This window comes from Starkeya sp. ORNL1, assembly GCF_012971745.1.
In the GTDB taxonomy this organism is placed as follows: domain Bacteria; phylum Pseudomonadota; class Alphaproteobacteria; order Rhizobiales; family Xanthobacteraceae; genus Ancylobacter.
The window spans coordinates 306,523-319,525 of sequence record NZ_CP048834.1 but is presented as its reverse complement, the minus strand read 5'-3'; the positions used below and the strand labels follow the sequence as shown (position 1 = coordinate 319,525).

The 13,003-nt window shown below is 65.4% G+C and carries 10 protein-coding genes and 1 tRNA gene; 4 read left to right on the top strand and 7 right to left on the bottom strand.

Annotated elements, in window-relative coordinates; translation table 11 throughout:
* Nucleotides 1-182: 182 nt before the first annotated feature.
* Together G3545_RS01515 and G3545_RS01510 are read left to right on the top strand one after the other, a co-directional pair.
* Nucleotides 183-926 (top strand): alpha/beta fold hydrolase, encoded by a 744-nt coding sequence (locus G3545_RS01515; RefSeq protein ID WP_170009194.1) that lies wholly within the window; start codon nucleotides 183-185, stop codon nucleotides 924-926.
* 14 nt (nucleotides 927-940) lie between these two features.
* Nucleotides 941-1,639, top strand: coding sequence for an aspartate/glutamate racemase family protein (locus G3545_RS01510; protein ID WP_170009192.1), 699 nt, complete (start codon nucleotides 941-943; stop codon nucleotides 1,637-1,639).
* A 24-nt stretch (nucleotides 1,640-1,663) separates the two neighbouring features.
* Here the strand turns inward: G3545_RS01510 and G3545_RS01505 are convergent, their stop codons facing one another.
* On the bottom strand, nucleotides 1,664-2,680 hold the full coding sequence (locus G3545_RS01505; protein ID WP_206151370.1) for a hypothetical protein: 1,017 nt from the start codon (nucleotides 2,678-2,680) through the stop codon (nucleotides 1,664-1,666).
* 348 nt (nucleotides 2,681-3,028) lie between these two features.
* Between G3545_RS01505 and G3545_RS01500 the strand changes: the two genes are divergently transcribed.
* Entirely contained in the window at nucleotides 3,029-3,988 is a 960-nt protein-coding gene (locus G3545_RS01500) for a DMT family transporter (RefSeq protein WP_170009190.1), read from the top strand.
* Here G3545_RS01500 and G3545_RS01495 read toward each other — a convergent pair.
* Nucleotides 3,940-4,971, bottom strand: coding sequence for an LLM class flavin-dependent oxidoreductase (locus tag G3545_RS01495; RefSeq protein ID WP_170009188.1), 1,032 nt, complete (start codon nucleotides 4,969-4,971; stop codon nucleotides 3,940-3,942). The genes G3545_RS01500 and G3545_RS01495 overlap by 49 nt on opposite strands.
* 147 nt (nucleotides 4,972-5,118) lie before the next feature.
* Between G3545_RS01495 and putA the strand changes: the two genes are divergently transcribed.
* Nucleotides 5,119-8,979: a trifunctional transcriptional regulator/proline dehydrogenase/L-glutamate gamma-semialdehyde dehydrogenase gene (putA, locus tag G3545_RS01490; protein WP_170009186.1), complete on the top strand. Its 3,861-nt coding sequence runs from the start codon at nucleotides 5,119-5,121 to the stop codon at nucleotides 8,977-8,979.
* A gap of 155 nt (nucleotides 8,980-9,134) precedes the next feature.
* Here putA and G3545_RS01485 read toward each other — a convergent pair whose 3' ends face one another.
* From G3545_RS01485 to gpt, 5 genes are all read right to left on the bottom strand, one after another.
* Nucleotides 9,135-9,593, bottom strand: a complete 459-nt coding sequence (locus G3545_RS01485) for a tetratricopeptide repeat protein (protein ID WP_170009184.1) — start codon at nucleotides 9,591-9,593, stop codon at nucleotides 9,135-9,137.
* 2 nt (nucleotides 9,594-9,595) lie between these two features.
* Nucleotides 9,596-10,432 (bottom strand): S1/P1 nuclease, encoded by an 837-nt coding sequence (locus G3545_RS01480; RefSeq protein ID WP_170009182.1) that lies wholly within the window; start codon nucleotides 10,430-10,432, stop codon nucleotides 9,596-9,598.
* Nucleotides 10,433-10,540: 108 nt separating this feature from the next.
* Nucleotides 10,541-10,627 (bottom strand) — tRNA-Leu (locus G3545_RS01475).
* A gap of 99 nt (nucleotides 10,628-10,726) precedes the next feature.
* On the bottom strand, nucleotides 10,727-12,421 hold the full coding sequence (locus tag G3545_RS01470) for a formate--tetrahydrofolate ligase (RefSeq protein ID WP_170009180.1): 1,695 nt from the start codon (nucleotides 12,419-12,421) through the stop codon (nucleotides 10,727-10,729).
* Nucleotides 12,422-12,486: 65 nt separating this feature from the next.
* Nucleotides 12,487-12,993, bottom strand: coding sequence for a xanthine phosphoribosyltransferase (gene gpt / locus G3545_RS01465; protein ID WP_170009178.1), 507 nt, complete (start codon nucleotides 12,991-12,993; stop codon nucleotides 12,487-12,489).
* Nucleotides 12,994-13,003: the final 10 nt, after the last annotated feature.

The window sequence follows — 13,003 nt, the reverse complement described above, 5'->3', positions numbered from 1 at the left end:
CGGCATGCCGCGATGTTGGCATTCTAGGACAGGCACGGCATGTGCCAAGCCTACCTTTAGCGAAGCTCCAGCTTTGTCAGAGCAATGCTCCGGCTTTGCCGTAGCCATGCCGCAGCCCGGCTTGCCGCCGCTGCCGCTGCCCGCTACCAAGCCGGCCGATCTTGAGCGGCGCGGAGCGAGCAATGGCCACCTTCATCCTCATCCATGGTTCCTGGCACTGGGGCGGCTGCTTCGTGAAGGTGGCGAACATCCTGGCCGCCAATGGCCATGCCGTCATCACGCCCGACCTCGCCAGCCATGGCTTCGACCCGACGCCGACCCATTCGGTCCATGACCTGCCGACCTATGCCGCCCCGGTGCGCGCCGCGCTGGAACAGGTGAAGGGCAAGGCAATCCTGGTCGGCCACAGCGTCGGCGGCGCCACCTGCACCTGGCTCGGCGAGGAATTGCCGGCAAAGATCTCGGCGCTGGTGTATCTCACCGGCTTCATGGCGCCGGCCGGCAAGACCGCGCGCGATTTCGTCATGACCCCGACCTATCTGAAGGACCCGGCCATCGTCGAGAGCCAGGGCATGCTGCGCCTCGGCAAGGAAGGCCTCGGCCTCGACCTTTCCAAGCACGAGTTGATCGCTCGCTCGCTATTCTCCGACTGCACCGCGCACGACATCAAGGTGGCGCTGGCGAACCTCGTGCGCGTCACACCGCACGCCCCCTTCACCGCCATCTCGCCGATCACCAATGGGCGCTATGGCAAGCTGCCCCGGCACTATATCGAGTGCCTGGAGGATCGCGGCCTGCCGCTTGCCGTGCAGCGCGAAATGCAGGCCGCGGTGCCGGGCGCCACGGTGCATCAATTGAAGGCCGGGCACTCGCCTTTCTTCAGCGCACCCGACAAGGTGGCGGAGATATTGATGGCGATCGCGTAACGCGGAGAGCGCTCTTGAAGGTCATCGGGCTGATCGGCGGCTTGAGCTGGGAAAGCTCGGCGCATTATTACCGCATCATCAACCAGGAGACGCGCGAGCGGCTCGGCGGCGTGCATTCGGCGCGCAGCCTGATGTGGTCGGTCGATTTCGGCGAGATCGAGCGCCTGCAGCATGACGGCCAATGGGACGCGCTGACGCTGGAGATGATCGACGCCGCCCGCCGGCTGGAGCGCGGCGGCGCCGATTTCATCGTGCTCTGCACCAACACCATGCACCGCATGGCGAGCGATATTGAGGGCGCGGTCGCCATTCCGCTGCTGCACATCGCCGACCCCACCGCCGAGCGCATCAAGGCCGCCGACTTCACCAAAATCGGCCTGCTCGGCACCGCCTTCACCATGGAGCAGGATTTCTACAAGGGCCGGCTCACCGACAAGTTCGGCCTCGACGTGCTGGTGCCGGATGCCGAGGACCGGCGTACGGTGCACGAGATCATCTACAAGGAGCTGGTGGCCGGCGTGGTGCGCGACGAATCCCGCGACGCCTATCGCGGCGTGATTGCCCGCCTCATAGAGCGCGGGGCGCAGGCCGTCATCCTCGGCTGCACCGAGATCATGATCCTGGTGCACCCGGAAGACAGCGCCGTGCCACTGTTCGACACCACGGAAATCCATGCGGTGGCGGCGGTGGAGCGGGCTTTAGCAATTGCCTAGATTCAGATAGCAGATTGGAATTAGCTAGAGTGTGACAGACAGATTTGGAAAGTACGTCGAGATGGGAGTATCTACAATATGGTCGGCCTCCAAGGCACGACGCACCTGATTGGCAATCTCTGCTCGGTAGGATTCAATCTTCGGTACGAGAGCATAAATATCAGACGTATCAATGTGTATTGTTCTCATCTGATTTACGTCAAACGGCACGCGGTCGTTAGCTCTGATAATTTGAACAATTGGCAACTTAACGGCGTGGCGGAGAGCCAATTCATAAAATACATTCGGATTATGAAATGATAAATCTGCTACTACTAAGCGCGATCTCATTATATAATCAATAATTTGACGAGTAATTATACCTGGCTTATCAATTGCGTCCGCCCTAACAACATTTAGCTTGAAAGCTTCCAAAGCAGGCTCAACAAACGACCCTAAGAATAAATCAGAGTGCTTCCGAGCCTCTGACCCCTCCTCTCCGATAGGCGCGATATAGAAGCACGTCCCCTCATATTGCGCATGCTCTGAAGTAATCACGCTCGTGGATTGCGGAGCAACCTGGACAGGCGAATTAATCAACCTGTTCGAAGCAGGAAGTTCGTCTAACAGCATTTCAACGGGGATTATGCGCTCGGCGCCAGAGAGAGTTTTTAAAAGCCCTACAAATCTAAGATTAACGACGAAGGTATCAATTGCTTCTGCTGCGTGAGCGGCATCGATTCCTACATCTTTTGCAGCATCAACTAAAACAGCGTGCGCCGGCAGTTTGTTTCCTACAAATTTCTGGTAAAGCTTCTCAAATGGATCGATTCGCTGAATTGCCAACTCTGCACGAACACGAGCTTGCTCCCTCGCAGTTACTTGTTCGTCAATTGCCTTTAAGCCTTCGGACGTAAGCTCAATATTATCTGCCTGAACACCGCCTTTTGTCAGTCCATAGCGGCCTGAGTTAACAATCAGCTGGCGTGACCCGCTGCTTTCAGGAGACTTCCCCAATTGATCGAAGAGCGTTAGTCGCTTTACTGACTGGCCGCCACCCATCTGGAAAATCGCTTTTGCGAAAGATAAGGGCTCCTCAAAAGTTCAGGCAGGAAAGGGCCGTTGCGACCGTCTCTTCTTCAATGCGGCTTCGACAGCCGACGAAGATTCAGCACCAGCAGCCTTCTTGTCCAACATCTTGTCCTTCGACAATACAGGCTCCTACCGGCTGACCGCAGACGCTGTGACTTTTGTAGCAACCAAAAACTGCAAAAGACAAATTCGCACGCCAGTCGGTCCACAATTTGTGGAGCGTGATCAGCTTTTCTCATGTATGCCATAAAAACATCTCGTTTCCCGATCGATAGCTGAGAGCCTAAAGAGCCCGCGCTGTAACCCGGGAGCGAGCCGATGCCCGCCGCCACATCAAGCGCCTCGCGCACCTTCCTGCCGCTGCCCGTGCTGGTGGCGGTGTTTTGCGTGCTGTGGTCCTCGGCGTTCGCGGGCGCGAAGCTCGCTCTGCTGGACTGCCCGCCCTTGTTGCTGCTCAGCTTCCGGCTGCTGCTCGCCGGCGGCATCATGCTGGGGCTGGCATGGATCGTCGACGGGCGCCCCACCTTGCGCCGGCGCGACCTCGTGGCGCTGATCTTCATCGGCATACTGAACAACGCGGTCTATCTCGGCTTCAACTGGACCGCGCTCACCTTCACCTCGTCCGCCTACACCGCGGTGCTGACCAGCTGCCTGCCGCTAATCGTCGCCTTCTTCGCCGGCCCGGTGCTGGGCGAGCGGATGAGCATGCCGAAATGGTTCGGCATCGGGCTGGGACTGGTGGGCGTCATCATCGTGCTGCGCTCGCGGCTCGAGGGCGGACATGAAAGCCTCGCCGGCACCATGCTGGTCGGCCTCGGTGTCACTGCGCTTTCGGCGGGCACTCTGGCGTTCAAGTACTTCGCGCCGCGCGGCGGGGTGTGGACCGGCACCGCCATCCAGGGCCTCGCCGGCGGCATTGTCCTTGCGCCCTTCGCGCTCGGCACCGAGAGCCTAGGTGACGTGCATGTCACATCGAACCTGATCGGCGGGCTGGCCTTCCTCGTGGTCGGCGTCTCGATCGGCGGCTATGGGCTGTGGTTCTATCTGCTCACCCGCTCCAGCGCGACCGCGGCCTCCAGCCTGCACTTCCTGATGCCGCCGCTCGGCCTGTTCTTCGGCTGGCTGCTGCTGGGCGAGGCGGTGCCGTTGCTCGACATACTCGGCATCGTGCCGATCGCCATTGGCATCTGGCTGGTGACGCGACCGAGCCGAACCGCGCCAAAGCCGGTTCAGGTGGAGCCGGCAGTGACGCCCCGCATCTCGGCGAGCAATTCGTAGGAGCGCCGCTTCGCTGCCGGGTCGTGGATGTGCGACGTGATCATCAACTCGTCCGCCTGCGTCGCCTCTATCATCCGCTCCAGCGCCTCGGCGACGCGGGCCTTTGAGCCGACGAACAGCCGGTTGCGGTTGCGGCGGATATAGACGCGGTCGGTCTCGGTATAGGGATAGGCCGCGGCCTCCTCCGGCGACGGGATCGGGCCGTATTCGCCCCGCGCCCGCCGAAGATGCGCGAGATCGGCGCTCGCGGCCAGCCGCTCGGCCTCCTCATCGGTCTCGGCGCAGATGACGGCGAGCGCCAATATGGCGTGCGGCTTTGCCAGCCGGTCGGACGGCTGGAACTCGTTGCGATAGGCCAGCATCGCGTCGACCACGTCATGCGTGGCGAAATGGTGGGCGAAGGCAAAGCCGACCCCGATCTCCGCTGCCAGCCGCCCGCCATACCCGCTGGAGCCGAGAATCCAGATCGGCGGCAGCTTCACATCGACCGGCATCACCTTGATGTTGCGGAACGGATGGTCGGCCGGCCAATTGCCTGTGTCGAACGCCATCAGTTCCTTCAGCCGGTCGATAAAATCCTCGCCGGGATCGGCATCCTGGCGGCGGCGCAGCGCGATGGAGGCGAGTTGGTCGGTGCCCGGCGCTCGGCCGAGCCCGAGATCGATGCGCCCCGGAAACAGCGCCTCCAGCACCTTGAAGCGCTCGGCCACCATCAGCGGCGCATGATTGGGCAGCATCACGCCGCCGGCGCCGACCCGCATGCGGCTGGTCGCCGCCGCGATCTGGCCGATCATGATGTCCGGCGCGCCGGAGGCGACCGAAGGCAGATTATGATGCTCCGCCACCCAGAAGCGGGTGTAGCCCAGCCGGTCGGTGAGGCGCGCAAGTTCTATGGTGTTGCGCAGCGCCTGCGGGCCGCTGCTGCCGGACGAGACGAAGGAGAGGTCGAGGACGGAGAGCGGAATGGGACGGAGCGCTGTCATCGTCCAGAGGTAATGCTCGCCACGGACCGCGCAAGGCAGCGCGTCGGGTTGCGACAATCGCATTGACGGGTTGCACCTTTACCGAATATGGGTTGCTCCCATATGATCGATCGATAGGCATCAAGCGCAACCTGGCGGGAGACGGGCATGGCGACGACCACAATCGGCGTGAAGGTCGACGAGGATCTCCGCAACCGCCTGAAGCTCGCCGCCGAGAAGCACGGCCGCACCCCGCACGCCGTCATCAAGCAGGCCATCGTGACCGCGCTGGAGCGCATGGAGCAGGGCTTGCCGCCCGACACTGGCGAGGACGCCCTTGCCCCGCTCGCCGTCACCCCCGCCGGCAACCCGTTCCTCGAATTCGCCAGCGGTGTGCGCCCGCAGACCGTGCTGCGCGCCCGCATCACCGCGGCCTACCGCACGCCCGAGCCGGAATGCGTGCCGCAGCTGCTTTCCGAGGCGACGCTCTCCAAGGAAGAAGCCGCGAGCATGAACGCCCGCGCCCGCAAGCTGGTGGGCGCGCTGCGCGCCAAGGGCCAGCAGGGCGCAGTTGAAGGGCTGATCCACGAATATTCGCTCTCCTCCCAGGAGGGCGTCGCGCTGATGTGCCTTGCCGAGGCCCTGCTGCGCATTCCCGACCGCGCCACCCGCGACGCGCTGATCCGCGACAAGATCGGCCATGGCGACTGGCAGTCCCATGTCGGCCAGAGCCCGTCGCTGTTCGTCAATGCCGCGACCTGGGGCCTCGTCGTCACCGGCAAGCTCACCGGCACCACCAGCGAGAGTGGCCTCTCCGGGGCGCTGACCCGGCTTATCGGCCGCGGTGGCGAGCCGCTGATCCGCAAGGGCGTGGATGTCGCCATGCGGATGATGGGCGAGCAGTTCGTCACCGGCCAGACCATCTCCGAGGCACTGGCCAATTCCCGGCGCATGGAGGCCAAGGGCTTCCGCTATTCCTTCGACATGCTGGGCGAGGCCGCCACCACCGCGGCCGACGCGGCGCGCTACTATGCCGAGTATGAGCAGGCGATCCACGCCATCGGCAAGGCCTCCGGTGGGCGCGGCATCTATGAGGGGCCGGGCATCTCGATCAAGCTCTCGGCGCTGCACCCGCGCTATGCCCGCGCCAAATATGATCGTGTCATCAATGAATTGCTGCCGAAGGTGGCGGCGCTAGCCCGCCTCGCCCGGCAGTACGATATCGGCCTCAACATCGATGCCGAGGAGGCCGACCGGCTGGAGATCTCGCTGGACCTCCTGGAAGCGCTCTGCTTCGACGAGGCGCTGAGCGGCTGGAACGGCATCGGCTTCGTCATCCAGGCCTATCAGAAGCGCTGCCCCACCGTGATCGACTTCCTGATCGATCTCGCCCGCCGCAGTGGCCGGCGCATCATGGTGCGGCTGGTGAAGGGCGCCTATTGGGACAGCGAGATCAAGCGCGCGCAGGTCGACGGGCTGGAGGGCTTCCCGGTCTATACCCGCAAGGTGCACACCGATGTGTCGTACCTCGCCTGCGCCCGCAAGCTGCTGGGCGCACCCGATGCGGTGTTCCCGCAATTCGCCACCCACAATGCGCAGACGCTGTCCGCCGTGATGGAGATGGCGGGCGCCAATTATTATGGCGGCCAGTACGAGTTCCAGTGCCTGCACGGCATGGGCGAGCCGCTTTATGAGGAAGTGGTCGGCAAGGAGAAGCTGAACCGCCCGTGCCGCATCTATGCCCCGGTCGGCACCCATGAGACGCTGCTCGCCTATCTGGTGCGGCGCCTTTTGGAGAACGGCGCCAATTCCTCCTTTGTCAACCGCATCGCCGACGAGGCGGTATCGATCGACGAACTGATCGCCGATCCGGTGCACGTCGCCCGCGGCATCGAGCCGCTGGGCTCGCCGCACCCGCGCATCGCCGCGCCGGCCGACCTGTTCGGCACCGAGCGGCGCAACTCGGCCGGGCTCGACCTTTCCAACGAGCAGCGCCTCGCCTCCCTCGCCGCCGCCTTGCTCGCCGCCTCCGCCGCCCCGGTGAAGGCGGTGCCGCTGCTCGGCGACGGCGAGTCCGGCAGCAAATCTGCCACCGGCACGCCGCGCACCATCCTCAACCCCGCCGACCATCGCGACGAGGTCGGCACGGTGGAGGATGCCACGCCCGAGATCGTCACCCGTGCCATGGAACTAGCCGCCGGCGCGCTGCCGATCTGGCAGTCGACCCAGCCGGCCGACCGTGCCCAGTGCCTCTTCCGCGCCGCCGACATCATGGAAGCCCGGCTGCCCTCGCTGCTCGGCGTGATTGTGCGAGAAGCCGGCAAATCATTGCCGAACGCCATTGGCGAGGTGCGTGAGGCGGTCGATTTCCTGCGCTATTACGGCGCGCAGGTGCGCGACGGCTTTTCCAACGACACCCACCGCCCGCTCGGCCCGGTGGTGTGCATCAGCCCGTGGAACTTCCCGCTCGCCATCTTCACCGGCCAGGTTGCCGCGGCGCTCGCCGCCGGCAATACGGTGCTTGCCAAGCCCGCCGAGGAGACCCCGCTGATCGCCAGCCTTGCGGTCGGCATATTGCGCGAGGCCGGCGTACCGCCGGGCGCGGTGCAATTGCTGCCCGGCGCCGGCGATGTCGGCGCGGCGCTGGTGGGCGATGCCCGCACCCGCGGCGTCATGTTCACCGGCTCCACCGAAGTGGCCCGGCTGATCCAGCGCCAGCTCGCCTCCCGCCTCAGCCCGGAAGGCCGCGTGATCCCGTTCATCGCCGAGACCGGCGGGCAGAATGCGATGATCGTGGATTCCTCCGCGCTCGCCGAGCAGGTGGTCGGCGACGTCATCACCTCCGCCTTCGATTCCGCCGGCCAGCGCTGCTCGGCGCTGCGCGTGCTGTGCCTGCAGGAGGATGTCGCCGACCGCATCCTCGCCATGCTGAAAGGCGCGCTGAACGAGCTGGCGCTGGGCAACCCGGTGCATCTCGCCACCGACACCGGCCCGGTCATCACCGCAGAAGCGAAAGGGGCCATCGAGGAGCACATTGCCCGCATGCGCGAGGCCGGCCGCACCGTCGAGCAGCTCGACATGCCGGCCGAGTGTGCGCAGGGCACCTTCGTGCCGCCGACCCTGATCGAGATCGGCTCGCTCTCCGAGCTGAAGCGCGAAGTGTTCGGCCCGGTGCTGCATGTGCTGCGCTTCAAGCGCGCGCGGCTCGATGCGGTGATCGACGAGATCAACGCCACCGGCTACGGCCTCACCTTCGGCCTGCACACCCGGATCGACGAAACCATCGCCCATGTCACCTCGAAGGTGGAAGCGGGCAATCTTTATGTGAACCGGAACATCATCGGCGCCGTGGTCGGGGTCCAGCCGTTCGGCGGGCGCGGCCTCTCCGGCACCGGGCCGAAGGCCGGCGGCCCGCTCTATCTGCGCCGCCTGCTTGCGATGCGCCCCGACCAGCCGCCGCTGCCGCGTGTGGAAGTTCCGGCACCGGTGCGGCAGTGGCTGGACATCATCGGCAACGCCATGGAGGCGCGTGAGGTGGAACACGTGTTCACCTGCACCCGCGTCGGCGCCACGATCGAGCTGGCCGGGCCGGTTGGCGAGCGCAACGTCTATACGCTCGCCCCGCGCGGCGCCGTGCTGTGCCACGCCCGCACCGAGTGCGGCCTCGCCATACAGGTCGCCGCGGCGCTGGCGACCGGCAATCGCGCCCTGATCGACGCCGCGGCGCCGGCCGGCAACACGCCCTTCAACCTGCCGCGCGGCCTGCGTGGTCACGTCTCCGTGGTGCGCAACCGCAACGCCGCCAATTTCGACGTCGCGCTATTCGAGGGCGATGGCGACGGCCTGCAGGCGCTGAACGAGGAGATGGCCGGGCGGCCCGGCGGCATTGTGCTGTTGCATGGCGCCAGCTCCGCCGGGCTGGCGGACGGCAGCGAGAGCTATCCGCTGGAGCTGCTGGTGGAAGAACGCTCGGTGAGCACCAACACCGCGGCAGCCGGCGGCAATGCGAGCCTGATGACCATCGGGTGAGGTTGCCCGTACCCTTTGTCGTCACGCCTTCCCACAAGTCGTCATCCCGGACGGCCGCAGGCCGATCCGGGATCGTAAGAAGGTTTTGATCGGCACCTGCACGCGATCCCGACTCTCCGCTTCGCTCCGGCCGGGATGACGATTTATGGGGAGGCCTAATTCCCGGCCTTCGCCGCGATCGCCTGCTGCAGATCTTCAAGCTCCTCGCAGCCGGTCGGACAGAGCCTCGTCAACACGACGAGCTGTTCCTTCGCCTTGTCGAGCTGGCCGGTCTCGACATAGAGCTCGCCGAGATATTCCCGCGCGCCCTTGTGGTCCGGATCGAGCGCCAGCGCCTTGGTGTAATAGATCAGCGCGTTGGTATAGTCGCCCGTCTTGCGCAAGGTGAAGCCGAGCAGATTATAGACGTCGGCGTCCTCATTATCCTTGGCCAGCTCGCGCAGTTCCTGCAGCGCCGCCTGATAATCCTTCGCCCGGATCTTGGCGCGCACCCAGCCGAGGTCGGTCTCGGTGACGGATTTCCAGGCATCGACCGCCAGGGTGGGCGCTGCCGGCAATGCGAGGGCCAGGCCCAGCACGGTTGCGAACAGGCTGGCGACGCTCGCTCTGGTCATGGTCACGGCGCCGGACACCGGCCGGCGGCAAAAGCGGTGTTCAGCATGGTCGCCAGCCTCAGCCCGGCGAGCCCGAGACGCTGGTCGACAAGCGCCAGGTTCGCCTTCCGATAGGCGTCGTCGAGCACGATATTGGACGGCACCGATTTCATCAGCCCGATCGCCAGGCGGTGGCTGTCATTGGCCCAGTCGATGGTGGTGCCGGTGTTCACCGTCGCCATATCGGCGGTCTTGAGCCAGCCGGCCTCCAGCCGGTCGACATAGCCGCCCCACGACCATGTCGTCTTGTCGATCAGGGTCTCGTCCCAGGCCTGGTGCAGATTGGCGTTGAACGGCAGGTCGCCATGCACGCCCTCCTGCGTCACGATGGTGACCTCGACGCCATTGGCGCCGCGCTCATCCTCCATTGCGTGCAAAGGCTGATGCAGGTCGCCGACGAGGTGCACCAGGAATTTCAGCGCCCGCGCCCGCTGCTCCAGCGTCAGCGTGGGACAAGCCACGCTCGCCATGTCGCGGTCGATGGCGGCGATGATGCAGTCGCCCTGCCCCTCAATCAGCTTGCAATCGCGCGCAGCGTCATAGGTCTGCGCGCTTCCGGGGATGGAGACGAAGTGCCAGCGCGTCGTCGTCGGGTCACTGGCGCGCACATCATCCGCCCAGCTGGCGATCGAGGCCAGCGACGCGCCTGGTCCGAGCAACTCCGCGACGCCCTTCTGCGCGGCCGGGTCGAGCCGCCGCTGCGCGATCTCGCCGACGATGGAATGCCCGGAGCTACCCCAGGCGAAGGCGGCGTTGCAGGCGGCGATGAGAAATGCCGTGGCGAGCACGATCCGGCGCATGGTCGAAGCCCTCCGATGGGAAAACCTGAGCCGAGGTTTCAGCAAACAGGTGTCAGGCTTAAGACAATTGCGAGTTGCAAGTTTTGGAGCAGATCACATGCGGGCCATTGGTGCGGACGACGGGACTCGAACCCGTAAGCCTTTAAGGGCGCAAGATTTTAAGTCTCGTGCGTCTACCAGTTTCGCCACGTCCGCGAGCCGCGCGCACCATGACGCGCCGGCAGGATTCCGGCAAGCGCCGGGCGCCGGCTGTCCTCAGGGAGTTCGGACCCGCGGGACGGCATCCCGACGCGGTCAGCTCAACCCGCCGATGAACCCATCCTCGTCCACGAAAATATGCTCGGCAGCCGGGCGCGACGGCAGCCCGGGCATGGTCATCACGTCGCCGCACAGCGCCACCACAAAGCCGGCGCCGGCGGAGAGGCGCACTTCGCGCACCGGCAGCACGAAACCTTGCGGCGTGCCGCGCTGGGTGGGGTCGGCGGTGAAGCTGTATTGCGTCTTCGCCATGCACACCGGCAAATCGCCGAAGCCCTGCGCCTCGAAATCCGCGAGCCGCGCCAGCGCAACAGGCTCGAACGCCACCGAGCCAGCGCGATAGATGCGCCGCGCAATGGTCTCGATCTTCTGCACCAGCGGCAGCTCGTCGGCATAAAGCGGGCGATAGGCACTGGGCAGCTCGGCGAGACGGATCACGTCGGCGGCGAGCGCCGCCGCGCCCTTGGAGCCGTCGGCCCAGTGCGTGCACAGATGCACGTCGGCGCCGACCGCGACGCAGGCGGCCTCGACCGCCGCGATCTCCGCCGGCGTGTCGCCGGTGAAGCGGTTGATGGCGACCACCACCGGCACGCCGAACGCCTTCATGTTCTCGATGTGCCGCACCAGATTGGCTGAGCCGTTGCTCACCGCGCCGACATTCTCCGGACCGAGATCCTTCTGCGCGACGCCGCCATGCATCTTGAGCGCACGCACGGTGGCGACGATTACCACCGCGGAGGGATGCAGCCCGGCCTGCCGGCACTTGATGTCGAGGAACTTCTCCGCCCCGAGATCGGCGCCGAAGCCGGCCTCGGTCACCACGAAATCGGCGAGGCCGAGCGCGGTGCGGGTGGCGATCACCGAATTGCAGCCATGGGCGATATTGGCAAACGGCCCGCCATGGACGAGCGCCGGCGTGCCCTCCAGCGTCTGCACCAGATTGGGCTGGAAGGCGTCGCGCAGCAGCGCGACCAGCGAGCCGGTGATGTTGAGCTGGCTGGCGGTGACGGGTTTGCGACCCCTTGTCTGCGCCACCACCATGCGCCCGAGCCGCTCCTCGAGATTGGCCAGCGAGCGGGCGAGGCAGAAGATTGCCATCACTTCGCTGGCGACCGTGATGTCGAAGCCGTCCTCGCGCGGAAAGCCGTTGGCGACTCCGCCAAGGCCGACGGTGACATGGCGCAGCGCCCGGTCGTTCAGGTCGACCACGCGGCGCCACGAGATGCGGCGCACATCGATGTCGAGCGCGTTGCCCCAATAGATGTGGTTGTCGATGGCCGCGGCGAGCAGATTATTTGCCGCGGTTATGGCGTGCAGGTCGCCGGTGAAGTGCAGGTTGATCTCCTGCATCGGCACGATCTGCGCATGCCCGCCGCCGGTCGCCCCGCCCTTGGAACCGAACACCGGCCCGAGGCTCGGCTCGCGCAGCGCGATCGCCACCCGCTTGCCGGCGGCTTTCAGCGCGTCGCCGAGGCCGATCGTGGTCGTGGTCTTGCCCTCGCCCGCCGGGGTCGGATTGATGGCGGTGACGAGGATCAGCTTGCCCTTCGGATGAGCTTCGGCGTTGCGCGCGAAATCCAGCGCGATCTTGGCCTTGTAGGGGCCATAGCGGTACAGCGCCGACGCCGGAATGCCGAGCGCGGCGCCGATCTCCTCGATCGGGCGGGGCGTGATGGAGGCCGCAATGGCGGCGTCGCTGCCGGGATCGACCGTGCGTGCCGCCAGATTCATGATTGCTGCTCTCCGTTTGGCATCGGCATCAACTAGCGGTCGCCTGCTCCCGGTTCAAGTCGGGGTTACGCGACACCGTCGCGGATCGGAGGCTGGAAGGACAGGCCCATGTCCCAGGGGAAATAGATCCAGGTGTCCTGGCTGACCTCGGTGATGAAGGTGTCGATCATCGGGCGGCCGAGCGGCTTGGCATAGACCGTGGCGAAATGCGCCTTGGGCAGCATGGCCCGCACCATGCTGGCAGTCTTGCCGGTGTCGACCAGGTCGTCGATCACCAGCAGCCCCTGCCCGCCCTCGCCGGCGGCCTTCGTCACCACCTCGGCGATCGGCTTCAGCACCTGCATCTCGCCCTGCGTCGTGTAGTCGTGGTAGCTGGCGATGCACACCGTCTCGATCAGCCGGATGCCCAGTTCGCGGGAGACGATGGCGGCCGGCACCAGTCCGCCGCGGGTGATGCACACGAGCCCCTCGAACGGCCCGGCGCCGGCGAGGCGCCAGGCGAGCGCGCGAGCGTCACGGTGGAACTGGTCCCAGGAGACGGGGAAGGCTTTCTGCTGGCGGGGATCGGACATGAAGACGCTC

What these genes read in the sequence shown, in the direction of transcription:
- G3545_RS01515 (WP_170009194.1), top strand. Translation starts at nt 183, where the DNA reads ATGGCCACCTTCATCCTCATCCATGGTTCCTGGCACTGGGGCGGCTGC.
- G3545_RS01505 (WP_206151370.1), bottom strand. Translation starts at nt 2,680, where the DNA reads ATGGGTGGCGGCCAGTCAGTAAAGCGACTAACGCTCTTCGATCAATTG.
- G3545_RS01500 (WP_170009190.1), top strand. Translation starts at nt 3,029, where the DNA reads ATGCCCGCCGCCACATCAAGCGCCTCGCGCACCTTCCTGCCGCTGCCC.
- G3545_RS01495 (WP_170009188.1), bottom strand. Translation starts at nt 4,971, where the DNA reads ATGACAGCGCTCCGTCCCATTCCGCTCTCCGTCCTCGACCTCTCCTTC.
- putA (WP_170009186.1), top strand. Translation starts at nt 5,119, where the DNA reads ATGGCGACGACCACAATCGGCGTGAAGGTCGACGAGGATCTCCGCAAC.
- G3545_RS01485 (WP_170009184.1), bottom strand. Translation starts at nt 9,593, where the DNA reads ATGACCAGAGCGAGCGTCGCCAGCCTGTTCGCAACCGTGCTGGGCCTG.
- G3545_RS01480 (WP_170009182.1), bottom strand. Translation starts at nt 10,432, where the DNA reads ATGCGCCGGATCGTGCTCGCCACGGCATTTCTCATCGCCGCCTGCAAC.
- G3545_RS01470 (WP_170009180.1), bottom strand. Translation starts at nt 12,421, where the DNA reads ATGAATCTGGCGGCACGCACGGTCGATCCCGGCAGCGACGCCGCCATT.
- gpt (WP_170009178.1), bottom strand. Translation starts at nt 12,993, where the DNA reads ATGTCCGATCCCCGCCAGCAGAAAGCCTTCCCCGTCTCCTGGGACCAG.